Source organism: Paenibacillus pabuli NBRC 13638 (genome assembly GCF_001514495.1).
GTDB lineage: Bacteria > Bacillota > Bacilli > Paenibacillales > Paenibacillaceae > Paenibacillus > Paenibacillus pabuli.
Genome location: NZ_BCNM01000015.1, coordinates 175,211 through 198,613, shown reverse-complemented (window position 1 = coordinate 198,613; position 23,403 = coordinate 175,211). Strand labels below are relative to the sequence as shown.

18 protein-coding genes and 1 pseudogene are annotated in these 23,403 nt (G+C 49.3%); 5 read left to right on the top strand and 14 right to left on the bottom strand.

The features are described 5' to 3' along the window. Both PPA03S_RS33610 and PPA03S_RS20655 read right to left on the bottom strand, forming a co-directional pair. Nucleotides 1–739, bottom strand: a pseudogene (locus tag PPA03S_RS33610) (hypothetical protein); the annotation flags it as partial. 35 nt (nucleotides 740–774) lie between these two features. Further along, nucleotides 775–1,131, bottom strand: coding sequence for a hypothetical protein (locus PPA03S_RS20655; RefSeq protein ID WP_062325775.1), 357 nt, complete (start codon nucleotides 1,129–1,131; stop codon nucleotides 775–777). A gap of 536 nt (nucleotides 1,132–1,667) precedes the next feature. Here PPA03S_RS20655 and PPA03S_RS20650 point away from each other — a divergent pair. After that, nucleotides 1,668–2,456: an ankyrin repeat domain-containing protein gene (locus PPA03S_RS20650; RefSeq protein WP_062325772.1), complete on the top strand. Its 789-nt coding sequence runs from the start codon at nucleotides 1,668–1,670 to the stop codon at nucleotides 2,454–2,456. A 201-nt stretch (nucleotides 2,457–2,657) separates the two neighbouring features. Here the strand turns inward: PPA03S_RS20650 and levB are convergent, their stop codons facing one another. The 4 genes from levB to PPA03S_RS20630 all read right to left on the bottom strand — a co-directional run bounded on the left by levB (nucleotide 2,658) and on the right by PPA03S_RS20630 (nucleotide 8,391). Further along, entirely contained in the window at nucleotides 2,658–4,190 is a 1,533-nt protein-coding gene (gene levB / locus PPA03S_RS20645) for a glycoside hydrolase family 32 protein (RefSeq protein ID WP_062325813.1), read from the bottom strand. A gap of 106 nt (nucleotides 4,191–4,296) precedes the next feature. Then, nucleotides 4,297–5,748 (bottom strand): levansucrase, encoded by a 1,452-nt coding sequence (gene sacB / locus PPA03S_RS20640; RefSeq protein WP_062325770.1) that lies wholly within the window; start codon nucleotides 5,746–5,748, stop codon nucleotides 4,297–4,299. Nucleotides 5,749–5,988: 240 nt separating this feature from the next. Continuing rightward, nucleotides 5,989–6,834, bottom strand: coding sequence for a PRD domain-containing protein (locus tag PPA03S_RS20635; RefSeq protein WP_062325769.1), 846 nt, complete (start codon nucleotides 6,832–6,834; stop codon nucleotides 5,989–5,991). A 9-nt stretch (nucleotides 6,835–6,843) separates the two neighbouring features. Next, on the bottom strand, nucleotides 6,844–8,391 hold the full coding sequence (locus PPA03S_RS20630) for a PTS transporter subunit EIIC (protein WP_062325766.1): 1,548 nt from the start codon (nucleotides 8,389–8,391) through the stop codon (nucleotides 6,844–6,846). Between the two features lie 592 nt (nucleotides 8,392–8,983). On the opposite strand from PPA03S_RS20630, the gene PPA03S_RS20625 reads away from it, so the two are divergent. Together PPA03S_RS20625 and PPA03S_RS20620 are read left to right on the top strand one after the other, a co-directional pair. Continuing rightward, entirely contained in the window at nucleotides 8,984–9,475 is a 492-nt protein-coding gene (locus PPA03S_RS20625; RefSeq protein WP_062325764.1) for an RNA polymerase sigma factor, read from the top strand. After that, nucleotides 9,472–10,164, top strand: coding sequence for a zf-HC2 domain-containing protein (locus tag PPA03S_RS20620; RefSeq protein WP_062325762.1), 693 nt, complete (start codon nucleotides 9,472–9,474; stop codon nucleotides 10,162–10,164). Before PPA03S_RS20625 ends, PPA03S_RS20620 begins: the two co-directional genes overlap by 4 nt. A gap of 46 nt (nucleotides 10,165–10,210) precedes the next feature. Here the strand turns inward: PPA03S_RS20620 and PPA03S_RS33730 are convergent, their stop codons facing one another. Together PPA03S_RS33730 and PPA03S_RS20615 are read right to left on the bottom strand one after the other, a co-directional pair. Further along, on the bottom strand, nucleotides 10,211–10,390 hold the full coding sequence (locus PPA03S_RS33730; RefSeq protein ID WP_217998960.1) for a hypothetical protein: 180 nt from the start codon (nucleotides 10,388–10,390) through the stop codon (nucleotides 10,211–10,213). 7 nt (nucleotides 10,391–10,397) lie between these two features. After that, entirely contained in the window at nucleotides 10,398–10,952 is a 555-nt protein-coding gene (locus tag PPA03S_RS20615; protein WP_062325760.1) for an NAD(P)H-dependent oxidoreductase, read from the bottom strand. A 385-nt stretch (nucleotides 10,953–11,337) separates the two neighbouring features. Here PPA03S_RS20615 and PPA03S_RS20610 point away from each other — a divergent pair, with 385 nt between their 5' ends. Then, nucleotides 11,338–11,700, top strand: coding sequence for a winged helix-turn-helix transcriptional regulator (locus PPA03S_RS20610; RefSeq protein WP_062325758.1), 363 nt, complete (start codon nucleotides 11,338–11,340; stop codon nucleotides 11,698–11,700). A gap of 45 nt (nucleotides 11,701–11,745) precedes the next feature. Then, entirely contained in the window at nucleotides 11,746–12,465 is a 720-nt protein-coding gene (locus tag PPA03S_RS20605; RefSeq protein ID WP_062325756.1) for an SDR family NAD(P)-dependent oxidoreductase, read from the top strand. 581 nt (nucleotides 12,466–13,046) lie between these two features. Here the strand turns inward: PPA03S_RS20605 and nagZ are convergent. The 6 genes from nagZ to PPA03S_RS20575 form a co-directional block, all read right to left on the bottom strand. Beyond that, the gene (nagZ, locus tag PPA03S_RS32985) at nucleotides 13,047–16,556 is read right to left on the bottom strand and encodes a beta-N-acetylhexosaminidase (protein WP_245683685.1); all 3,510 of its coding nucleotides are present in this window, start codon (nucleotides 16,554–16,556) and stop codon (nucleotides 13,047–13,049) included. A 10-nt stretch (nucleotides 16,557–16,566) separates the two neighbouring features. Continuing rightward, the gene (locus tag PPA03S_RS20595) at nucleotides 16,567–17,748 is read right to left on the bottom strand and encodes an N-acetylglucosamine-6-phosphate deacetylase (RefSeq protein WP_245683684.1); all 1,182 of its coding nucleotides are present in this window, start codon (nucleotides 17,746–17,748) and stop codon (nucleotides 16,567–16,569) included. Next, nucleotides 17,745–18,527 carry a glucosamine-6-phosphate deaminase gene (locus tag PPA03S_RS20590; protein WP_062325754.1) on the bottom strand — a complete coding sequence of 261 codons (783 nt, stop codon included), beginning with the start codon at nucleotides 18,525–18,527 and terminating at the stop codon, nucleotides 17,745–17,747. Before PPA03S_RS20590 ends, PPA03S_RS20595 begins: the two co-directional genes overlap by 4 nt. A 41-nt stretch (nucleotides 18,528–18,568) precedes the next feature. Beyond that, entirely contained in the window at nucleotides 18,569–20,845 is a 2,277-nt protein-coding gene (locus PPA03S_RS20585) for an Ig-like domain-containing protein (protein WP_062325752.1), read from the bottom strand. A gap of 68 nt (nucleotides 20,846–20,913) precedes the next feature. Continuing rightward, complete coding sequence (locus tag PPA03S_RS20580) at nucleotides 20,914–22,476, bottom strand: extracellular solute-binding protein (protein ID WP_062325751.1); 1,563 nt, start codon at nucleotides 22,474–22,476, stop codon at nucleotides 20,914–20,916. A 48-nt stretch (nucleotides 22,477–22,524) separates the two neighbouring features. Beyond that, complete coding sequence (locus tag PPA03S_RS20575) at nucleotides 22,525–23,394, bottom strand: carbohydrate ABC transporter permease (RefSeq protein WP_062325749.1); 870 nt, start codon at nucleotides 23,392–23,394, stop codon at nucleotides 22,525–22,527. Nucleotides 23,395–23,403: the final 9 nt, after the last annotated feature.

The window sequence follows — 23,403 nt, the reverse complement described above, 5'->3', positions numbered from 1 at the left end:
CCGGTGTACCTGTTGCCCCCGTCACTCCGGTTGTTCCTGCTGGTCCTGTGGCTCCCGTTACTCCGGTTGTACCCGGTGTACCTGTTGCCCCCGTCACTCCGGTTGTTCCTGCTGGTCCTGTGGCCCCTGTCACTCCGGTTGTTCCTGCTGGGCCTGTGGCCCCTGTCACTCCGGTTGTTCCTGCTGGGCCCGTTGCTCCCGTAGCTCCGGTTGTTCCTGCTGGGCCTGTGGCTCCCGTCACTCCGGTTGTTCCCGCTGGGCCCGTTGCTCCCGTAGCTCCGGTTGTTCCTGCTGGGCCTGTGGCTCCCGTCACTCCGGTTGTTCCCGCTGGGCCTGTGGCTCCCGTCACTCCGGTTGCGCCTGTGGCTCCGGTGATGCTTGGGATTTCACTCAGCAATTCTGAAGAAACTAAACGATGGGCAGTAACCAAAGAGCCTGTGCTGCTCTTCCCCCATACTGATACTTGAATAGGATCCTCAACCATCGCTGTGGTTGTGAAAGTAAACTCGAAAGCATCAAAATCGGCATAATAGCTGTTGGTTATTACTTGATTTGGTGAAATCTCAAAAGACTCACTGACATACAGTACCCTCAATCCACCACTCATGTAATACCCTTGTATCTGTATGGTTGAGCCTGTCACATCGCTGCGGTTATCCATTCTGACGGTAACTGACTGAGTCGGTCTTACACCGTTAATAGAATTATTTTCTATCGGCCCTGTAGATAGAAAGCTCATCGTTACCTCTCCTCTTTTGAGTAGAATTTATCTGGTTAGTTGTTCTTAACTGTTTTTTCATGTTCCACTACTCGGTGTGCATCTACTAATTGTCCGGACGCTTGCTTGCCCCACACGGAGATCCCTACTTCTTCCGCACCTTCTGTACTGGTTTCAAAAACAAATTCAAAGGCATTTAAATCTGCAAAATAATCTCTGGTCACTGCTTCGTTAGGTGCAATACTGATCATTTCACTCACATACAGCGTTCTTGTTGTGCTTAGTACATACCCCTGAATGGATACTGTCACAGAGTCCATAGCCCGACTTACCAATCTAATTGTTACCTGTTGTGTCGGTCTAACACCAGAAACCGGATTGTTTTCGATCGGCCCAGTCGATAAAATAGCCATCTTCCCCATCCCACCTTTTTTATGAACCTCTTACTCTAGCAGTATTTGGCATTAAGCTCACTTGATAGTAATATTCAAACACCAAACCAACGGTGTGGACAAAGGACAGGTGTCAATTCCCCATTATCAATAAGACATACAAATGCATCTGTAGCTTTAAGAAAAAAGAAAGTGCTCTAACCATTATGAGTACAAATAAAGAACGCAGCTCGTTATAGAGCCGCGTTCTTTGTATAAACTTTTGGGATAAACATCTATCTTGTTGCTTAACTATTTATTTCGTAGATAGCAGCTTAAGAAGTCGTATGGATTGCAAATCTTGGCTTTATGCGTAATGAGCGCTTATCTGGATCATAATCAGGTATAGAGAGAGCCATCTACTAACGAGCAGGATTAAATAATCATTCCACGAATACTTCCGGTAAGGCGAATTTACTAATCTTAGTTTTAAATCATTATTCAATTCACACAAACAGTTACATGAGCCGTAACCATTCAATATGGATCTGAATTTATGTTCGGAAGGAGATTTGAATATGGAAATTATTTACGAGGATGAAACACTTGCAGTGGGCGTTATTCAAGCAATTCACACTGGAGATATTCCAACGTTAAAGCGACTGCTCGCAGAGAATCCAGGGTTGGTAATGGCAAGAATTATGGAAAGAGATCCTAACAACAAAAACGAAAATTCTAGTATCGCTCGAACACTGCTGCATGTGGTGACCGACTGGCCGGGTCACTTCCCCAATGGATCGGATACCGTGCGGGTGTTGGTCGAGTTCGGTGCGGATGTAAATGCTCGTTTCATGGGTTCGAACACCGAGACACCCCTTCATTGGGCTGCAAGCTGCAATGACATTCAAGTGCTTGACGAGCTTCTTGATGCTGGCGCCGACATCGAAGCGCCCGGTGCTGTGATCGCCGGTGGCACGCCACTGGACGATGCAGTTGCATTCTCACAGTGGGATGCAGCACGACGTTTGGTTGAACGCGGAGCAACGATTGCACTCTGGCACGCGGCTGCGCTTGGAGAGATGGACGCAATAAAGGCCCATTTCACCGGGAACACGCTTTCTGAGCGATATCCTTGGGGAGCAAGCAGCTCTTCTCCTCCGGACAAAGTTACCGTTGCCTTCTGGTGCGCTTGCCACGGAGGACAGCTGCAGTCCGCAGAATATCTCCTCGAACAAGGTGCCGAACTGAACTGGATATCCGTCTGGGATGGATTAACTCCATTGGACGCAGCAAAACGTAGTTCCGCTGCTGAACTGATTCAGTGGCTTGCCAGTCAAGGAGCAAAATCTGCAAACGAACTGGGATGATTATTTTGCAGTGCAAGTCCCCAAGATTTACTCTTGGGTAACATGCTCGGCTTCCAGACGCGAGTTGGTCAAACGAATATTATTCAACGCACGTCTATCGAGAATAGGAACTTGTTGTTCATGAGAACCCGGTGGCTACCGGGGAAGAATAAACGCAGAGAACCCCACATCCAACGATGTGGTTTTTCGTCATACCGCTGATTAATCGAAATATTTAATCCGCAGGTTGCTAAATACTGCCGTCCCCTCTTCAGCATATAGCGTAATTCCGCGGTCATCCCATTTTGGAAAAATGACATTGGATAACACCAATAAACCATCATCAACGAAGACCTCGATACTGGTCTTGTCTACCAGAATCTTGAGATGAACCTTGTTATTCTCGGGAGCAAATGCCGCTTGACTCTCCAAGTCTCGGCCACTCCTGTCAGGATTCCCTGTATAGGTCCGGTTCACATAGACGTAGCCACCTTCTACATTGACGCCCGTATCCACATGTCGGCTCTGGTCGTTGGATTCACGAAGCCTTAATCCAATATTATTGATCTCGGTCCACGATATATCGGCCTCAAGCTGATATGAATCTCCCATCACATGAAGTGCATGAGATCCCTTCACTGTAATCGGTTTAAAGGCAGTCTCCGAGACCAGCGCCTGTTCCAGAGACTCAATCGGTCTTGAGATCAGTCGATATTGACCCGTTTTTGATGTAATAAGTTTCATTTCACGAACAATCGAATCCATGCCGTTGTAACCCTCCTGCAGTGTCGGCGTATTGTTGGCATAGCTCCAGTTATTCATCCAGGCGAATGCGTAACGGTGATCGGTTTTGTCAGTGCTTGTCCCATCTTCAAATGTAACTCCTCCATACCAGTCGAAGCCATAGTCCAGCCATTGTGGTTCATGAAGGTCGGGGACAAATTCTTTGCCATAAAAGCTTCCGGTCCAGTAAGCGTAGGTATTGGGTTGTCCTGATGATCTGCCGTTGGCACTTACGCCGAGCACCCATTTATAGGTTCCGTTATCTGCCCGCATCACAAATAGATCAGGACATTCCACCAATCCCACGTTTTCCGTGAAGAAGCCGCCGGTATATCGCCATTTTTTCAAATCAGCCGATTCATAGAACCCAATCTTCGTCCCTTCAGCCAGAGCCATAACCCATTTTTGGGAATGATCATCCCAGATGATTTTAGGGTCTCTAAAATCCTTTTGTCCCGGATTCTTTAACACCGGTTGATCTCCATAAGGCTTAAACGTTTTCCCTTGATTGGTGCTGTACCATAAATATTGTTCCTGCTGTCCGCTGCTGGCAGAGGGCTGCGTCATGATCGCAACAATGGCTCCCTTGCCAAAGCCGGCTGTACCTGACTCATCCACAACCAATGAGCCAGACCATGGATCACCGTTCCGGTTCGTGTATTTGGGGATTGCCACCCCTTCATCCTTCCAATGAACCAAATCGACCGATGTTGCATGCCGCCATTCCGTACCATTGCCTTTGGGGTAATCACCGTTATACAGATAATAATAGTGGTACTTCCCGTCCAGATATATCGGCCTTTGGGGATCATTTTTCCATTTGTCTGGCGTTGTAAAATGAAAGCTGGCTCGCTGGCTCGCGCCAGGAGAGGCTACTCCCGTATCCACTGTTGGCCATGGGCTGTTGGTCAGGATCGGAATGACAGTGAAGACGAGCGTGATCACACCACAAACAGCAGACCCTGTGATCATTTTCTTTCTGATTTTGTTATTCATAACAGATACCTCGTTTGTAAAAAAAAGAAAATGCCAATAGATATCGACATTTTCTTTCTTTTAGACTCTCTGTGAAATTTGTTTATTCCACTGTTAATTGTCCTTGTGCCAGAATGCTGTCCTTCACTACGGATGTTTTGGATCCTTTGATATTCACCAAGAAACTTGGTGCGAAGGTAGAATGATGATCTTCAAACATTCCCCGGTTGGTCATATAACTCGTGATCACTACGTTGTTGCCTTGCACCTGCGGAATAGCAAAATGTGCGTAAGTCCAGGTAACATCCTTAGGATCCAGATCTTGATGCAATACAAGTCCAGTACCATTCAACGGCTTGTAAGGTCCTGTCAGAGAATCAGATACATATCCCAACATGTAGATATCTTCAGCATCGACACCATCCACAACCATTTTGGCTCCTCTTGTATCCGTGAACAAATACCATTTTCCATTCAACTTAAAGACATTTGCGCGTTCAATTTCATCGGTTACCGTATTGGATGCAAGCAGCGGCTTCATCACTTGTTTTAAGCTATAGTCGTCATTCAGTTCAATGATCCCCAAAGTGCCATTGGCTAAGGAAGCAACCTTTTTATTAGGGCTTTGCAGCAATTTCTCCCTCTCGGCCTGGAAGAACTTCTTGCTTCCTTCGTAGAAGGCCCTGTTATTGAATGCATCCTCACCCTGGTAGCCCATCTCTGTTCCAGTATTGGCTTCGAAAACAAGGTATTTGTGACCATTATCTTCTACGTAGTGAGGATCTCTCAATGTATGATTGTCGGAATAATCCCCACCGCTGAAAGCCTGATCCACGGTTTGATACATATTGCCGTCACCATCAAAGATCGACTTGAAATCTTCAACACCATCCACCTTGAGCGTGTCCTCTGTAAGTTCGGAGACATTGATCTGAGCAGTCGTCAGGGTTTGCTTGCCATAAAATCCGTTGGCCGGGTCCCATCCTTGACGATTGGTGTAGAACAGACGAATATGGCCATCCGCAGTCAGCGTAGAAGAGCCGGACCATTCCTCTGCCTGTTGATTCAGAATGGGGTCATTCGGAACGTTCTTGTCGGTGTTCTTGAACACTCTGCCTGCATTTTTCCAGGCATCAATGGATGTGTCTCCTGCTTTTTTGTAGAACATATAGATGAATGTGTCCCATCCCCGATCCGGGTCACCCGCCAGACCAAAGACGACTTGATAACCATGATAGTTAGCTACGGTACCATCCGCATTCTGCAGCGGCCAGGTATCCCACACATCCATGTCGATTACGTTACCATTTTCATCATATCCTTTTGCGGAAGGTAGATTTTGGATAGTAGATGCGTCAAACTGAGGAACCTTGAATCGTTCTTTGATTTGTTCCTCAGGGATTTTTAATGCGTCTGTTCGTGTAATATGCGAGATACCATAACTCTCTTTGTAGTCTGAACTTTCTTTTGCAAAAGCAGAAACTCCCCCACCTGCCAATAATGCTGTTGCAAACGTTACTGCTGTCACTCTTCTCATCATCTTCTGGAAATTCATTAGATGTATCCCTCTTTCTTGTCATTTTTTTCCGGAAAACAGAAAAAGACCTAAAAATCGTTAGGGTATGGTGGATACACCGATCCCAACGGACTTTTAGGTCTTGCCTGCTTACCAGTAACAATCCCGACATATTCAACTGTCGATAACTATTCTATATGGTCGGATCAAAATTTGGCTATAGATCGAAACTCCCGATTCAGATCAAGGACCAGAGACTCAGTTTACCAAGCATAAGAATCAATCCGAGGATGGATGAAGTCGATTATCTATCCGGTTGATCTCCATGGCGATCACAACCAGTTGACTTTCGGTCAAAGCATATCCATAATCCTCTTCAACCATTTCACCGATCTCGCGAGCTTGTGTATATGCTTCAGTGAAATTCATCTTTGCCATCGCTACAAGCTCCGGATTCAGTTCATTGCGGAGTCTGCCTGATTCATCCGTTTGCAGCATATTCTCAAGCTGGGTCAAAAGTCGTTCATAGTTCGCAGACCCACGATCCAGCACACCGGCAACTTGTCCTACACCTTCTGCGATATCCCTGATCATGGCCGTCTTTTCCGGAGCCTTATGGCGCATGCCCGCATTCTTCCAGGCAGTATGGATATGCATGGCGATATAACCAACCTCATCTTCCGGGATGAGCACCTGCAATTTCTCGTAGATCAAACGCTTGGCATGAAGCCCAAGCTGGAACTCTCTTGGATAGAGAATACGAATCTCCTCAAGAAGCGTATTCCGAATTTCGATTCCCTTGCCAATCCGCTCCAAGGCAAACGAGAGATGGTCTGTAAGCGCGATATGGATATGCTCATGAAACGTAACACCCAATGCTTTCTCGGCGAAAGTGATGATCTGCTGGGTGACTGCAATTTCTTCTTCAGGCAGGGTCCCCAGCATTTCCTGAAGGTGGTTGTACTGTTTCGGATCAGTCATCACAAACACTTTTTCAACAAGGCTTGGGTCTACAATATCATTTTTTCCTTTTTGGAAAACAACCCCCGGCCCCATGACAATTTTCTCTTCTCCATGATCGTTAACCACAGCGGCGTTATTGTTGAGTATTTTTTTGATCTTCATGTTAGTCTCCTATGCCTGTTCGTTAAGTTTATCAGCTTCTGGTCGAACAATGCGATCCACACCGAGCAGCAAGGTAACGCTAAAAGCCGTAGCCAGAGCAAGCACAAAACCGATCAGATAATGAACAAGATTCATCAACCCGGGCTGTACGATAAAAGCGATCATCGGGATTCCGGTTAGTCCAAATGAATTGGCCACAACCTGATGAAAAGCGACATATGCCCCTCCGGCGGCTCCTCCTGCAGCAGCACCCAGAAAGGGGCGTCCAAGTTTAAGATTAACACCATAGGTGACTGGCTCGGTGATACCGAACAGCGCCGTAATCGAGGCAGGCAAAGCTATTTCCCTCAAAGCTTCGTCCCGGGTTCTGACATACACTGCAAGCCCGGCACCTGCTTGTGCGATATTCGCCATGGACCAGATCGGAAGCAAGAAATTGAAGCCGATATCCGGATTGGAAATCAGTCCAACTTCGACAGCCTGAATCCCGTGATGAAGACCAGTGATCACAATGGAGCTGTAGATCCCTCCAAGCAGAAGGCCAAATAGCAAGCTTCCGTAGTTGAAGACATGCTCCAGAATACTTCCCAGCGAGCGGCCCAAACCCAGAGCAAGGGGTTCAATCACCAGTACCGCAAGGCTGCCCGCGATGCTAAAGCTTAAGAAGGGAACGAGAAGAACAGCTCCGGATGACGGTATCCATCGGCGTAGTCCTTTCTCAATTATCGTTAGCATAAGCGCCGCAAGAACGGTTGGGATTATGGCTCCCTGATACCCGAATTGCGGGGATATGGGCAAAGCTTGAGCAAAGGCTGGCTCTCCACCGATTTCGGTGAATGAAAGAATCCCCGGATGAGTCATAACAATCCCAACAGCGGCACCAAGCGCCGGGGTTCCCCCGAACCGCTTGGCCGTGTTGTATCCGAAGAGAACCGCCATCAGCTGGAACGCTGAGCCCGTCAGCAGTGACAGAATCCGGAACCACATTTGGCTCGGATCATCCCAGCCGAATGCTCCCGCAAGTCCCAAAAGACCCAACAGCAGCCCAGCCCCGACGAAGAGCGGAATAATGGGCACAACGATATCAGAAAAAAATTGGAATGCGTCCATCAACCTGTGTAACAATGCTCGTGAATGAAGCCCCTTATCATTGGATGACCTGCTGGCCGTAGACACGGACGGCAGTGGATAGGAACCCGTATGATTTTCTTCGTGCAGCCGTGGTGTGATAGGTCCATTCGGATCGTCTTCTTTTGGTATGGACGAAGCAGCTGACTGAAGCATACCATTCACCTGACGATTAACCTTCGAGACAAGAGCGGGACCAAGGATAATCTGCAATTGTCCAGCACGAACGTACACTCCTTGAATTTCCTGCATACCGTCAAGACGTTCTTGTTCCACCAGATCACTGTTCTGCAATCGGAGTCGGAGTCGTGTCGTGCAATGGGTGCTTTCGATAATATTGTCCGTTCCTCCGGACCATTCAATAAGTTGCGTGGCCAATGCCCTTGCGGAACTACGCCCCTTTGTGACACTCCGGTCATCCTGCTGCATGGATGCTCCTCCCTGTTACTTCGCATTAAACCGATATCGAAGGATCGACGATCTATCATTGAAAGTTGAGCTTTTTCAAAAATAACAATTCCGTCATTTATGGCAATATTACTATTGTGACCACTTCACTTTCCAAAATCAATGGTCAGTAAATACCACTACTCTGAGGACAATGGCTCATCTTGGCTTTGCATTCAGTTCTAGCAGACCCCACGACGAATTCGAAGTGTATGCCGGAAGCTGGAGCGACTGAATCAGTTAGGAGAAAAAATCCGATGGCTAGTGGGGAAAGTAAAAATCATTTCGCTCGTTTCACGCACTCAACTGGCTAAAGCCATAAACGAAAAGACAGCCGACTAATTAGCCGGCTGTCTACTTGAGTTATCATTCATTGTTCTATTGGGAACTCACGGCAAACTTATGCTTCCAGTTGCGTTGAAGAATGCGTGACCATCTTCCTTCCATTCCTTCTCAATTACCGAATCGTATAGACACTAGGAAGAACGGTTGCATTGGCTAAGCTTATGCCTCTCTAATTTGTTTGTAACAAAATCCCCGTGACTGGGTCTTATATACGTAAGGTGGTGAACAAGTGGCCGATGTGGAACAAATCTACGAACAATATTTTCAGGAAATATACTTATTTGCGTTATCTTTAAGCAGAAATCAGCAGATTGCGGAAGAAATCACTCAAGAAACATTTGTAAAAGCCGTGAAGAATATCGACCAGTTCAAAGGCAATTGTAAAATAAGCGTCTGGCTATGCCAAATCGCCAAAAATACTTATTTCACGTACATGGACAAACAAAAACGTTTCGAACCGGGCCCCCCGCCTGACACCAGGTCTGGCGCCAGCCTCACGATGGAACAACAGCTGATCGATAAAACAGAGGCTTTGCGCATCCATAAGCTATTGCACAACCTTAAGGAGCCTTACAAGGAAGTGTTTACGCTGCGGGTGTTTGGCGAGCTGTCTTTTGACCATATCAGCCAGATCTTCGGAAGAACGGAAAGCTGGGCCAGAGTGACCTTTCATCGTGCAAGGAACACCATTCAAGACTTATTACTGGAGGAAAAGCCATGAACAAACTATCCTGCGAGATCGTTCGGGACTTGCTGCCGCTATATTACGATGAGGTATGCAGTGCTAACACCAAAGAGGCCGTCGAAGCTCACCTGGCTACCTGCGAAGCGTGTAAGGAAGCCTTGCACAAGCTTCATCAGAGCAGCAGCCTGCCTTTTGAGGTGATGGAGAAAAATAGACAGGCAAGCACAGGTCTGGCCAGCTTCAAGGAATATTGGCGGCGCTCGAAAACAGCGTCTTTTGTGAAGGGCCTGGTGCTCGCGACAGCCGTGAGCGGAGCCATATATCTCGGCTACGTCGGATTATTTCAATGGAATATTAACGAGGTTCCGGCCAGTGTCATTGAAGTCACGCAAATCAGCCGGCTCCATGACGGAAGAATCGCGTATCATTTGAAGATGACCGACGGTTACCGGGTGGATCAGGTGAATTACACCTTGGAGGATGACGGAAATTTCTATATGACTCCAGTCCGGCCTTTGATCAAATCCAAGAAATTCGCTGAGATCAGTCTTGGCAATATCAACGACTTCGTGGATCTCGATCAATTAAATGCCAACCGGAAGAACCCTGAAATCACCATTAAGGCCATTTATTACGGGCCCAAGGACAATGCGACGCTGCTCTGGAAGGAAGGCATGGAGCTGCCACCTGCAAGCGAGGAGGTTGAAGCACAATATGCGAATTAGGATTAGAAGCTTGTTTAACTTCTCATGTGGACTCCCTGTTTTTCCGCTATATGAGTTCCAAATTGATGTGAGCAAAGGAGAGGATTCTAATGACCTGCCCTCTCCAAACGCCGGAAGCTGGAGCGACTGGATCTGTTATGGAAAAATCCGGCTTACGAGTCCTGACCCGCCCGGGAGGCAGCGTCGGGCCCAGCTCCCGAATAACAGCAAACGTGATCCAGGTCATGTTCTGTTCAAACCGACAAGTTTCCGGCTACATGCTGATACTTATAGATATAACGGATATAATCATGTGCACTTTGGTTAATTTCTTCATTGGTGACCTGAAATGAGGCACCAAAGACTGCAAAATACGGTAAGGCTACCGCGCCAACATGATTGATGCTTGCTTTGAAAGGTGTAATCACTTCATCTACGCTAAACGAAACGGAGCCCTCTCGCGTGTAATTTTCCTTCTTATCACCAATCGACATGGCTAATCCCAGCTTTTTCCCATGCAGTTTATTCCCTTTTGACCCATACGCCCATCCGTAAGTAAAAACGTCATCGAACCACTTTTTGAGCAAAGGCGGATAGCTGTACCAATATAACGGAAACTGCAGGATGATATGATCATATGCTTCCAAAAGCTTCTGTTCTCTGGAAACATCAATGTTCCAATCAGGATACGCTTTATAAATCTCATGTATTGTAATATCTTTCGAGTGTTGCAGCAGCTCCTCTTTCCAGCGTTGATTTACTCTTGAACCCTCCATATTGGGATGCGCCAGAATGACGAGTGTTTTCATTGTTAACCTTCCTTTCTATATAAATTGAACTAAAGAATATTTATACTTGCCACTCCAATGACAGAACAACCTTCCGATCGCTGTTATCCCCAGATTTTTTTGATTCCCTTTTCAAAGGGGAAAATCCGGGGATAAAGGCGAACGCTCCGCTTCTTCAGGTTATTTCTGTCCTCTCCGTTCTCGTGTAAATGTTTTGTTCAATTTATAAGGTTCAGTTTCAGACTTCTTTTTCGTATGGCCATTATCATATAGGCTTGCGTAAAAGAAAATACACACTCGAAAGTAAGAAGGTTACCTCAAAGTGGGTATGGACTTCATCAGCCGGATTGTGAGAAAATGATTATTTATACTCCACCTACAAGTAACATGAACGAGGGGATATGCCATGAAGCAATATAACCTGGGAATCGAAGCGACACTCGAAATCATTGGCGGCAAATGGAAGGCGCTAATCATATGTCTATTAATGTCAGGCGTGAAAAGGACAGGTGAGTTACAACGCAGTATTGACGGTATCTCGCAAAAGGTCCTGATCCAGCAATTACGCGAGCTTGAGAGGGATGGCCTTGTCAGAAGACATGTTTACCAACAGATGCCGCCCAAAGTCGAATACAGCCTTACGGAGTATGGCGTTACTGCCAATAAGATTGTGGATGTGATGTGTGCATGGGGACGGGAAAATATAGCATTAAGGCAGAAGCATGGAGAAGAAATTGTCCTATTGGAAAATGAGGAGCCTGCTTATTGAGCTGGTAACCCTGGGCCGACACTTTGAGAAGAAGGAGCACTTCAATTGATAAACTATCTTGTATTTGGTGCAAGCAAAGGATTAGGAGATGCATTTGTCAGAGGAGTGCCCGAGCAAGGCGATAAAGTCTGGGTCGTATCTCGCACGAAACCTGATAACTTGAAGCTCAGCGATGGTGTAGAACGCATATGGATACAGGCAGATCTGTCTGATCTCCACGCATCCACACTGGTCAGCGATGCGCTTCAGAATGAAACACTGGATGTACTCATTTACAATGTGGGCATTTGGGAAAAAGAGGGTTTCGAGGATCACTACACGTTCGATAATGACGATCCTGCTGACATCAGTCGTCTGATTCATGTGAATATAACATCCGCTATTGTATGCATTCAGGCATTATTGCCCCACCTTCGGCAATCAACAGCCGGAAAAATCATTCTGATCGGCTCGACTGCAGGTCTGAATAATTCGAATAACACTCAGGTTTCATTTGTTGCTTCCAAATTTGCAATTCGAGGGGTCACGGAAGCCTTGAGAGAACACACAAGAAACGACAGAATAGCTGTTACTTGCATCAACCCGGGAGAGCTTGCGGCTGAAATTCCTTATGAAGAGGGCAGCGAACGTGCACTTTCCGAATATAATGGCACACGCATCCCCCTTCAGGATATCGTTTCCATCGTAAAATGCATTGTCAGCCTGTCCAAAGCAGCCTGCGTAAAAGAAATTAATATTCCGGCAATAACAGATTTAAACGCTTGATCCCAAGTCCACCGGGACATAAAAATTCTCATACAGATCAGAAAAAATGTAAGAATCAAAATGAAAAAGGGCTCGCATACAACAGCGAGCTTTTTTTGCGTTTTCATCATGAGCGCTAATGAATAGGAGACGTGTTATTCAGGGATTTGGAGCATCTGCAGGAAACTAAGGAACATGAGACACGTTATAGCGGAAATTAGAGGTGTTGGTAGCATATTTCAGTCAGTTTTGGGAAAATAACGTGCCTCAGGTTCTTTACATTTTTGAAAGAGGGCCTGAGAGCCAAATAAGACGTCCCACGTTCCTTAGAAAAACGTCTGCTAATTCAGCAGGATATGCTGAACGGGTAATTCAAGACTTTACGGACGTTGACATCCATTTTGGTACTGCTTATCTGAGTTTAAGGACATACCCCAGTTCGCTATGAAGAATGAAGGTGGCAAGTACATATGCGCTAATGAGCTTTTGAGCTTTTGAGCTTTTGAGCTTTTGAGCTTTGGGACTTTGGGACTTTGGGACTTTGGAACTTTTGACTTTTGGGTATGTTTCATTTTCATGTTGAGCATCTTATTCCCGATATGTCACTTTGGGGCTACGATACGCTCTACCAGTGCCCGCAATGAGTAATCGGAGGTTGAGCACAGCAGTATGCTTCCGGCTGTCTGCGGCAGTGCGGCGTCATCATAAGGATTGCGCAGCACCAGATTCAGCAGCGGCTTCACCGCGGCCAAAACCTTGGCGAGACCCAGTTGACCTGTGAACAGATGGGCATTAAGCGTGCCCTGGATAACAACATCTGAAGCAGAAGCCTGCTGCACGAGTGACGCGATCTCCTCCGCTCCCGGCTTCATTGCACAGTAGCGTGTCTCCACAACCAAGCCTGCATCTTTCAACAAGGAGGCCAGCCTAATCTCGGCAGAACCACTATTATCGGCCCGGGTCAGCTGCTCCTGCTGTGGCAGTATCAGCAAATATTTCAGTGAGTTCTTAAGTGGCAGCAGGCCCTGCGGGTCCCGGGTGACTTTCACAGTCATACGAGCCAGCTTCAGTGCCGATTCATCCCAATGCTCTCTGGGAATCGGCTGTGCAGCCGCCCGGTACCGCTGAAATTGGTCATACAGCTGCCGAATATGAAGAACCGACTCGTCGATTCGCGCCTCGTTGATTCGCCCATCACGCACTGCGGCCAGAATTCCCGCGATTACCCGGCTCTGAAACTCCGGCGTATGGCACATGAGAATCATATCGTTCCCCGCCTGAACAGCCAGCACCCCCACGTCTTCCGGGCTGAAGTTTTTGCGAATGGCCCCCATTTCTATATCGTCGGTACAGATCACCCCCGTAAAGCCCAACTGTTTCCGCAGCAGTTCCGTGGCAAAAAAAGGACTGAGTGAAGCCGGTAGTCCGCCCGCCTCCGGAATGTTGGGGAACACCAGATGCCCCATCATGATTGAATCCACCCCGGCTTCAATCGCCTGCACGAAGGGAAGCAGCGGGCCTTCCCTCAACTGCTCAATCGTTAGCTCACATTCGGGCAGAACAATATGTGAGTCTCCGCTCACTTGCCCGTGGCCGGGAAAATGCTTTGCCGTCACGGCGACACCCGCTTCATGCATTCCCTGAATATAAGCGCGGCCGAATTGGGCCACCAGCTGCGGGTCCTCTCCAAAGGAGCGAACACCCACAACCGGATTATCTATATTCGTGTTCACATCCAGCACAGGTGCCCAGTTCATGGGAATGCCAAGGAAGTGCAGCTCACTGCCAATGATTTTACCGAGCAAACGGGCGGCTTCCGGATCTTCACTTAACCCGACTGCCCGGTTGCCAGGGATATAGGGAAAAAAGGCCTTGAATTTGGACAAGGTGCCGCCCTCTTCATCTACCGAAACATAATAAGGTACAGAACTTCCATGATCTCCGGCTATGTTCTGTACTTCCCCCAGCAGCGCCAGCGTCTGCTGCTCACTCTCGACGTTATGTGGAAAGATACCTATTCCACCGAATCGTTGCTGTTCCATTCTGCCGCGAAACTCCGGCTCGGCCCGAGTCGATGGTGTGCCTATGACGCACATCATGGCTATTTTGTCTTCCAGACTCATTGCCGTCAGATGGGCTTGTGAATGGCTTTTGTACAGACCTAATTCGTGATAAAGCGTGCGCTCCAGATAATCATGCAGATAGAACCTCGATTTCACAAAATGCTCCGCCATATCAGCGGGCTGGTAACGCTCCAACGCAGCTTTCATCCGAGGCAGAACACCCTCGCGCCCGCGGCGGTTTCTCGTATAATTGTTTTGGAGTGAGCGCCACTCCGCATCGTCGCCGGGATACAGCTCCCAACGGTAGGCATACTTGTGAATGGCGCGCGAACGATCTGTCGCTACTTCAAAATCATGCATGATCGCAATCAGTTCCGCTTCTTCCTTATGCTCGCGCACTACGTCCATCAGCTTCCAGATCACATCATAATAATCCTCTACCCTGTAATTGCCGAGAAGGTTGTGTCCGGTAGCAGGATCAATACCATGAAACCGTTCCAGAAAACGGTCGATGAAACTTGTGGCATCCGCCTTACGGTTCCAGGCCAAATCTGCATGCAGCAGCATAGGGTACCAGGTGGTTTCAAAAATACCATACGGAACACCGAGACTGAATGGCCCTGTCCAGTTGGTGGCAACCACGCAGTCCAGATCCAGCTTGTCGGCCGTCTCTGCCCACTGAAGCAAATTATCCGTCCGGTTCAAAAGCACCGGATAATTCTGATGCTCCGCCCAGTCAAAGCTGCGGACTGCTGGCGCTCCCATAATTTCAATGCCGAGCGACCTGAATTTATCCGCATGCGAAGTGACTTCCGCTTCGATATTGCGACCGTTGTAGATCCAGACCATAGCGGCACTTCGCTGATCCAGCTTAGCCAGTTCCTCTGGCGGACATTTATCCAGCATGTCATGCCAGAAAATCGGCTGTTTCCCCCGCTCTGCCGTAAATGCGATCAGACGGTTTAAAAAGGCTATAAAGGCTCTTTCCCTTATGCCCTCAAATTCGACTTTGCAGCGTTCACATTCACATAGGCTGTAGACCTCGTCACAGCCCAGATGGATATAACGCGAGTCCGGGTGGGCGTCGATCATTTCTTCGAGCAGCGTAGTAATCAACCCGAAGGATTCCGGATGGGACGGGCAGATCTCTCCTGTGGATTGCTCTGTCTCGCGAAGATGCCGCCAACCTTCGTGGCGCAATACATATTCCAGATGTCCAAAGCTCTGCTGAAGCGGAATAATCTCCATAAAGTGCTCATGGGCATTCCGTTTCAACTCTTCCAGCTGTGAGAGGCTTAACGCATGCTTCGGGTGTGCGAACTCCGGATGCATGCGGAATGGAAATTTATCCTCATATTCAACCAAAATCGCATTTGTCTTATAACGAGCGAATTCCGCCAAATACCCAATCAACAGCTCCGGCTTCGAGAACGTCTGCCGCAGATCCAAATTCATTGCCCGCACCGCTGTATCCGGCCAGTCGGTTATGGACACGGCCGGGATGACTCCATCCGATCCGCGAAGTTGTACCAGTGTCTGTAATCCGTAAAATAGACCCGCCGCATCCAGCGCGAAGACCTCAGCCCTTCTAGCGGTAACCTCCAGCCGATACCCTTGTGGTCGCCCAGCAAGCCCGGCGGGGTCTGCCTCATCATTTCCGATGAATGAATGGACACCTGAGATGACAGAACTTTTCTGTTGTCCCCCCACTCCTATAACTTCATGAGCTTCAGGGACTGCGGACACTTCAGGCATATCGGACATTTCGGGCACCTCAAGGACTTCATGAACTGCATGGGTTCCTTGAACCTCATCGACTTCCTGCTGCATTTCCTGCTCTGAGAGACGTTCAAGTTCAATGACTAGCGAATAACCTCTCTCTATCCTTGAGCATACATATTTCATGTCTGGAAATGACCGACGGCAATGAATTTCCAATCTAGGATCATCCTGCTCCATGTAAAGACTCCATGTTTCCTTGCCATTCAGCCGCAAGGCGTCTGCCTCGGTTGCTGCAATCTGCTTCGGTTGCGGTATCAAACTTTGCATCGCTCTCCCCCTATTCTCGGCTCTGTGGACTGATCTGGCCTTTCTTCCAGCATTGCAAAAGACTCAACTTTCCACCCTCCATGTGGAAGCTAACGATATCCGCAGGCGCTCCGACCTCAAGTCCTGCTGCCTGTTCAAGTCCCAGCAGCCGGGCCGGATGCACCGATGCACAATCCCAGGCATCGGCAAGACCTGCAAGACCCGCTTCCACAAGATGGCCCACTTGATCCGGCAGCATCATCGCCGAGCCAGCCAACAGCTGCCGCTGTCCGGCAAGATGCAGCCGACCTTCCGGCGTCAAAACCACATCTCCACCGATATGCAGGTGATAGGAACCGGGTGGCATACCGCTCAGCGAGACGGCATCGCTGACCAAAATGGCTCGATTTCTTTTCATCCGCAGAATCACGGCAAGCACAGAATCCGGAAGATGATGACCGTCCGCGATCATACAACCATGTAGCTCATCAGCCGCCAGCTGTTCCCAAAGGTAGTTGGGATGGCGTGAAAGCGTCAGATGCGTGCCGTTGCCAAGGTGTGTGGACATAACTGCTCCTGCGGCGACCGCTTCTCTGATCTGCTCTGGCGTTGCTGCCGTATGTCCAATCGAGACAAGAATGCCGGATTCGCTGCACCGGGCGATAAATGAAGCTGCATCAGGCCACTCCGGGGAAAGGGTAATGATGCGAATCAAACCTTCGGCAGCTTCCTGCCAGCGGCTGAAGGCCTCCCAATCAGGCGGAACAATATGCTGCCGTGGGTGTGCGCCGCGCGGGCCGTCCTCTGGCGAGAGGAACGGGCCTTCCAGATGAATGCCCGCAATTCCCTCGGCCGCATCCGGGTACAGCCGAACGGCTTTTGCAATAACGGAAGCCCCCTCAGCCAGCCTTGCGGCACTGTTCGTAATCAACGTCGGGCAATAACTTGTAACACCTTGGCTTTGCAGTTTCCAGGTCAGCTGCAATACCGTATTTGGACATAGAGGGGCAGTGTTCAGATCCAGCCCCCATCCGCCGTTCACCTGTAAATCCACCAGTCCGGGTGCAAGCCAGGGAAGATGCCCCACGGGAGGTAATCCTTCAATCCCAGTTACGGCAGGGGTGGCAGTTATGGCCGTGATACGTCCCTCTCTAACTTTCACCTCAATGGGCATCCCTGTTCTGTAGTGCTTCCCGATCATTCGCACGCTCACAGGCCGTAGGCTTCCCGGTCCGTGAACATCGTGATTCCGGGATGGGTACGCAGGATGGTGGCTGGACATGCCGTGCTGATTGGATCACGCAAAGCTGCCGCAAGCGCACGCCGCTTGGATGCTCCTGGTACAATTGCGAACAGCTCCCTTCCAGCCATTAGCGATGGCACAGTCAGGGTCAACGCCTCCACAGGCACATCGTCCAGTCGCTCAAAGCAACCATCATTCACCTGCTGACGGCGGCAGGCTTCATCCAGCTTCACCGCTTTGACAACCCTCGAATCTTCAAAATCGGCAACAGGCGGGTCATTGAAGGCAATGTGCCCATTTTCACCGATTCCGAGACAGACGATATCAATGGGAGCCGCACGCAGCAGATCTCCATATCTCCGGCATTCCTGTTCCACATCGTGAAGCCCATCGAGCAGCTCCACCCGCCCAGGATGCACCCGACTGAACAGCCGATCCGTTAAATACCGTCCAAAGCGCTGTGGAGCCGTATCCGCCAGGCCTATATATTCATCCATATGAAAAGCACAGACCCTTGACCAGTCGATGCCTTGCTCTCTAACCAGTCCTTCATACAATTCGTTTTGCGAAGGCGCCGCAGCGAACACCATACGAACCTGGCGCTCTGAATCCTGAAGCAGTTGTCTTAATCTGGCCCCGACCGCAGCGGCAGCAGCAGCCCCCATCTGCTCCCGATCTCCATAGACCTTTACAGGCATACGCTCAACGATGTACGTCTCCAACGGTTCCACCAAACCATCTACATTCATATAAGCTTCCTCCTCTTACAGAATTCTTCTCGCCCGTTCGTTCAATTACCGGCATTCAGCATCAGCAGTGTGGTATGCGGCGAATCATGACCTGCCGCATAGTAATAGCCGTTGTAACGGATTCTGCGCGGTTCAAAACCAACCTGTCTGCCCGTTCCTACCGCTTCCGAGACAAGCGTCACGCTTCCATCCACTCCGGTTGTCCCGCTGGTGTAACGCCCCGCCGCGTAAGTGAATCTTCCCTCGACTTTTGCCCCTACAAGTATTGCGCCTGTATCATAATCTCTGACCTTCAGAGTGATGGATACTCCTGATGCGCCATAGACCAGATTCATGTCCGTTACAATCATTGGCTTCAATGGGGTACTCCCGGTTGTCGCTGACACTTCATCGGTGAGTGGCCCGATATTGCCCCGCAAATCACGAGCCGCAATACGGTAGTAGTATGTCGTATCCGGCAGCAGTCCCTTGTCCTGGTAATTCAGGGCGCGGGCGAATCCGACGATATCCGCAGCAGCAGGCGTGAACCCCTGTATGGTACTTCGATATATTACATAGCGTTCCACTTCCATGTTATCCGAAGCCATTCCATATTTCAGATGAACCGTCTGATAATCAGTGGCCTCGATAGACGGAACTCCGGAAAGGGCTGAAGGGGCTTCCTGATCATCCGGCGCTGTCCACACTACACCGCCCGGTCCCCAATAAGAAGGAATTGCCCGGTAGGAGTCATAATGATGGACGGCTATGCCGCCGAAGCCGCTGCTCTGCCCGTATGCTGCATACACCTTATCCAGCTCGACTTCCATGTGGATGCGGCCCTCTTCCCAGAAGGTAATGCTCTCCGGGTCACCGCTATTGGCAATGTCCAGCGTTTCCACACCAATGACCACAGAGTTCGGCTTGCCGATCTGATCCGCATAAGCCAGTTCTCCAGCAGCCCCGGCAATAATACCAGCGGAGCCATCTGCCGTATCCCGGTAATCCATAATGGAGATATAGTCGGAAATATCCTGAACATGCTCAGACAGCCATTTGCTGGAGCCATTCCACTCGATATTCACCGCTTGGTCTGATGTGTCATACCACTTGGGCACCGCAGGTCCGAACGGAAGCCGTATGCCAGCTGTATCCCGGCGACCAATCATCTTTTGCAAACCATCCAGATATTCCTTCTGCAGAAAATGACTTGGATCTTTGAAGTCGGGAGAGATATACGGCTCAATATCCACATTGATACCGTCAAACTTCTCTGTATCACCTGCTGCCAGATTGTAATTGATCACCTGCTCTATTTCCTGCACGGCATGATCGTGATATTTCTCATAAGCACCCATATAGGCCGGCGTAGTGCCGCCTGCAATTAACGCATGCACCTGCAGATTTTTGCTGTGCGCCCAGCTCATGAATGAACGCAGCTCCGCTTCCTGTGCTTCCAGCGCATCGTATCCGGCATAACCGCCCACAGCGAGATAGAGCGTTTGAACTGGTGTTTGGCCGAATGTCTGCGTATCCGTAATGAATGATTCCAGCACCTGGCGCGATCCAGGGTTCAGCAGCAGATTATAACTCTCCGGCTCCCAGATCCACATGGCGCGCTCCTGTACAGGAAGGGGAACGGCAGACTCATGCGTCCCTGTTCCAACCTGAGCGTACACCGTCGGGCTATAACCGTAACGCTCCGGTGCACTGGCCGCTCTGGCCTCCAGACTGACCGTACGATCGCCAAGTCCCGCCGTGTCCCAGGTGTATACATACGCAGAACCTTGCTGAACAGCCTCCTCCCAAGGCCCGCGGTTCACCCGTACCTCGACCAGCATGATTGGAATTGGCGAGCTGGCCTGGACCGAAACCTCCACCTGACCGCTAAGCGACACACCTTCGGATGGACTTGTAATCGTTACATCAGGGACAGCACCTGCCGGGTTATTGACTGTAAGGATAGCGGGCACACCCCATACCCCGTAGCGAGAGGTCGTATCCAGTCCACGAACCACCAGTTCGACAGTCCCGTTATATCCCGAGGTATCCAGCATATAAGACCAAGTGCCGCTGTCATCCCCGTCCGGATCATCCATCAGCACTTCGTACTGAGCCGTTCCGTTCACATACAGCCGAATGTCGTACAGGTCGGTGTAGCTGCCTCCGATCTCTACCATCCCTCCGTCCGACACATATCCACCCCCAGGTGCGTCCAGCGAGATTGAACCGGCTGCTTCCGCCTTACCAGGAAAGGGTATTCCAATCGATACCATACATATCAACAGAACCATGGCTAGCCTGAATCCGGAGTACACACGCAGATGCTGCCTTTTCATAAGCGAAGCCTCCTTTTGCCATTCGGTAATGGTCTAGGATTTCCGTGCCGTACCTTACGTACATTCGCTCATTTCGCACTCAGCTGAACATTCTGAACACGGTCATACGCTTCCTTATAGGTGTTTAGCAGCTGATCTACCCCCAGATTGTTAATCTCCTCCACATACTTCTCCCAATCCGCCAGATTTCGAGAACCGGTAACAAATTTGGCAAAGCTCTCATCGCGGTGCTTCTTGATCGCCTGCCCGGTAATGGATATGATTTCATTTTCCACTTCTGTAAAAGCAGGTCTTGGCTGCATTGCGGGAGGATCATATTTGACCGCTTGTTCATAAGCATACTTTAGATCGTCCGAGAACAGCGACAAGTGAGCGTTGAAATCAATCCAGGTATAGGTCCCGCTGGTCTGAAGCCCTGTCTGCTTGCGCATTTCAATGACATCGTTATACTCCGGCTTGAACTTGATCGTATCGCCTTCTTTTATAAAGGTCTCGCCCTCTACACCCCAGCTGCTCAGCGTACGTCCTTCCTCGGAATAAAAAAAGTCCATATACTTTATCACATCATCAATGTTCTTGGAGGTCGAAGCCACCGTCAATCCGCCTTCCATATAATGAAAATACGGATTCAGCTGTTTGCCGCCGGAAATGCCCGCCGGAGGGGCCATAAACTGCATGTTGAACTCCGGATTCTCCTGCTGCATGGCATTGTTAAAGAAATCAATCCGGCTGATATAATCAATCGTCACAAATGATTTTCCAGTCGAGACCATATCCTGCCACTGCTTGGTTTGCAGTGATAAGAAGTCGGGTGGGACCAACCCTTCATCGTAAAAACTTTTCCACATCCCCACCATCGCCTTGTAGTTATCTTCCGTCGGTCCATAGCGCCATTCCTTCTGGTCAAAATCATAGTAGGCACCCTCACCGGTTCCATAGTTCACCGTCATATTGGCATTCATCTCATCCGGGATCTGACCGTAGCGGATCGAGAGCGGATAGCTATCCGGGTATTTCGCCTTCAGCGTCTTCAGCGCTGCATGCAGCTCTTCATAGGTTGTTGGAACCTGGATGCCTTCCTTGTCAAAAACATCCTTGCGGTACATCCAGATCATGCGATTCGTCTCGCCAAAGCCCTGATTGGGGAACATATACATTTTGCCATCGGCGGACAGGGCAGCCTTCGCCTCCTCGGGATACTGCTTCATCCATGCCTTCAAATTTGGCATGTTGTCCATATACTCCATCAGATCCACCAGTGCACCCTGCTGACCAAACTTGTTTGAATCCTTCCGATTGGGCATATACATCAGATCAGGCAGCGTTTTGGAGGCAATCGCCAGGTTCAGACTCTCATCCAGTTTGCCGGAAGGTGTCTGCACCTCCAGCGTAACGCCCGTCTTTTCCTTCACCCAGCTCCAGATGGGCCAGCTCTTGGAATAAGGGAATGTGGGATTGTTATCCAGCAGCGCCGTAAAGGTCTTTCCCTCCCCAGTAGAATTATCGGTTATACCGCTGCCGTTTCCCTTGGTATTCGTTTGCGGGTCGACACCGTTGCCTCCACCGCTGCACCCTGCCACCATCGTTACTGCAACCAGCAGGGGAAGTATTACCAATTTCCATTTGCCCATAAGCTTCTCTCCCTTAATCTAAATTTGCGGTGCATTCCTTGTGTGCGTTTAGCCTTTAACAGCACCAACCATGGCTCCCTTGACGAAATACTTCTGTACAAACGGATAGATGACCAATATCGGCAGGGTTGAGACCATGATGGTCGCATACTTGAGCGATTCCTCCACCACCAGATTATCTCCTCCAATCGACGTTACATCGCCTGAGCTTGCACTTCCGGCCAGCACGAGATTACGCAGCAGCACCTGGAGTGGAAACAAATCGGGAGACCTTAGATAGAGCAGTGGGAAAATGAAGTTGTTCCACATGCCCACGGCATAGAAAAGGGCAATTGTAGCAAAAGAAGCCTTGGATAACGGCACAATAATCCGGATGAAGATGCCAATATCGCTCAAACCGTCCATACGGCCCGATTCCTCCAGTTCTTTCGGGATGCCCGAAAAAAATGTGCGCATCAGAATCAGGTTCCAGGTGCTGACTGCCCCAGGGAGAACCATGCCCCAAACGGTGTCCACCAGATTCAATGAACGGACCACCAGGAAGGTCGGAATCATCCCGCCGCTTAAGAACATCGTAATGACAATCAGTACGGTGAAGGTATTGCGCAAGGCCATATCCTTTCTGGACAATGCATAGGCTCCCGTAGAGGTGACCACCAGCGAGATCAGTGTGCCAAGCACAGTGTAAATGATCGTATTTCGGTAAGCCGTCCAGATTTGCGGATCGCCCAGCACCAGTTTGTACATGCTCAGATTAAAGCCCTTGGGCCAGAAGGAAATATTGTTTTGCATGACGTTCACATTGCTGCTGAGGGAAACCGCCAACATATGAAGAAACGGATAGAGTGTGACCACCACAACGAACAACAGAATCAGGGATGCCACAACGTTGAACCAGGAAAATCGGAGTGATTTCACGCCACACCT

Coding starts and splice junctions, on each gene's coding strand:
- PPA03S_RS33730 (WP_217998960.1), bottom strand. CDS start 10,390: ATGACCTGGATCACGTTTGCTGTTATTCGGGAGCTGGGCCCGACGCTG.
- PPA03S_RS20650 (WP_062325772.1), top strand. CDS start 1,668: ATGGAAATTATTTACGAGGATGAAACACTTGCAGTGGGCGTTATTCAA.
- PPA03S_RS20580 (WP_062325751.1), bottom strand. CDS start 22,476: ATGGGCAAATGGAAATTGGTAATACTTCCCCTGCTGGTTGCAGTAACG.
- nagZ (WP_245683685.1), bottom strand. CDS start 16,556: ATGCAAAGTTTGATACCGCAACCGAAGCAGATTGCAGCAACCGAGGCA.
- sacB (WP_062325770.1), bottom strand. CDS start 5,748: ATGAATTTCCAGAAGATGATGAGAAGAGTGACAGCAGTAACGTTTGCA.
- PPA03S_RS20610 (WP_062325758.1), top strand. CDS start 11,338: ATGAAGCAATATAACCTGGGAATCGAAGCGACACTCGAAATCATTGGC.
- PPA03S_RS20590 (WP_062325754.1), bottom strand. CDS start 18,527: ATGAATGTAGATGGTTTGGTGGAACCGTTGGAGACGTACATCGTTGAG.
- PPA03S_RS20615 (WP_062325760.1), bottom strand. CDS start 10,952: ATGAAAACACTCGTCATTCTGGCGCATCCCAATATGGAGGGTTCAAGA.
- PPA03S_RS20585 (WP_062325752.1), bottom strand. CDS start 20,845: ATGAAAAGGCAGCATCTGCGTGTGTACTCCGGATTCAGGCTAGCCATG.
- PPA03S_RS20635 (WP_062325769.1), bottom strand. CDS start 6,834: ATGAAGATCAAAAAAATACTCAACAATAACGCCGCTGTGGTTAACGAT.
- PPA03S_RS20620 (WP_062325762.1), top strand. CDS start 9,472: ATGAACAAACTATCCTGCGAGATCGTTCGGGACTTGCTGCCGCTATAT.
- PPA03S_RS20655 (WP_062325775.1), bottom strand. CDS start 1,131: ATGGCTATTTTATCGACTGGGCCGATCGAAAACAATCCGGTTTCTGGT.
- levB (WP_062325813.1), bottom strand. CDS start 4,190: ATGATCACAGGGTCTGCTGTTTGTGGTGTGATCACGCTCGTCTTCACT.
- PPA03S_RS20630 (WP_062325766.1), bottom strand. CDS start 8,391: ATGCAGCAGGATGACCGGAGTGTCACAAAGGGGCGTAGTTCCGCAAGG.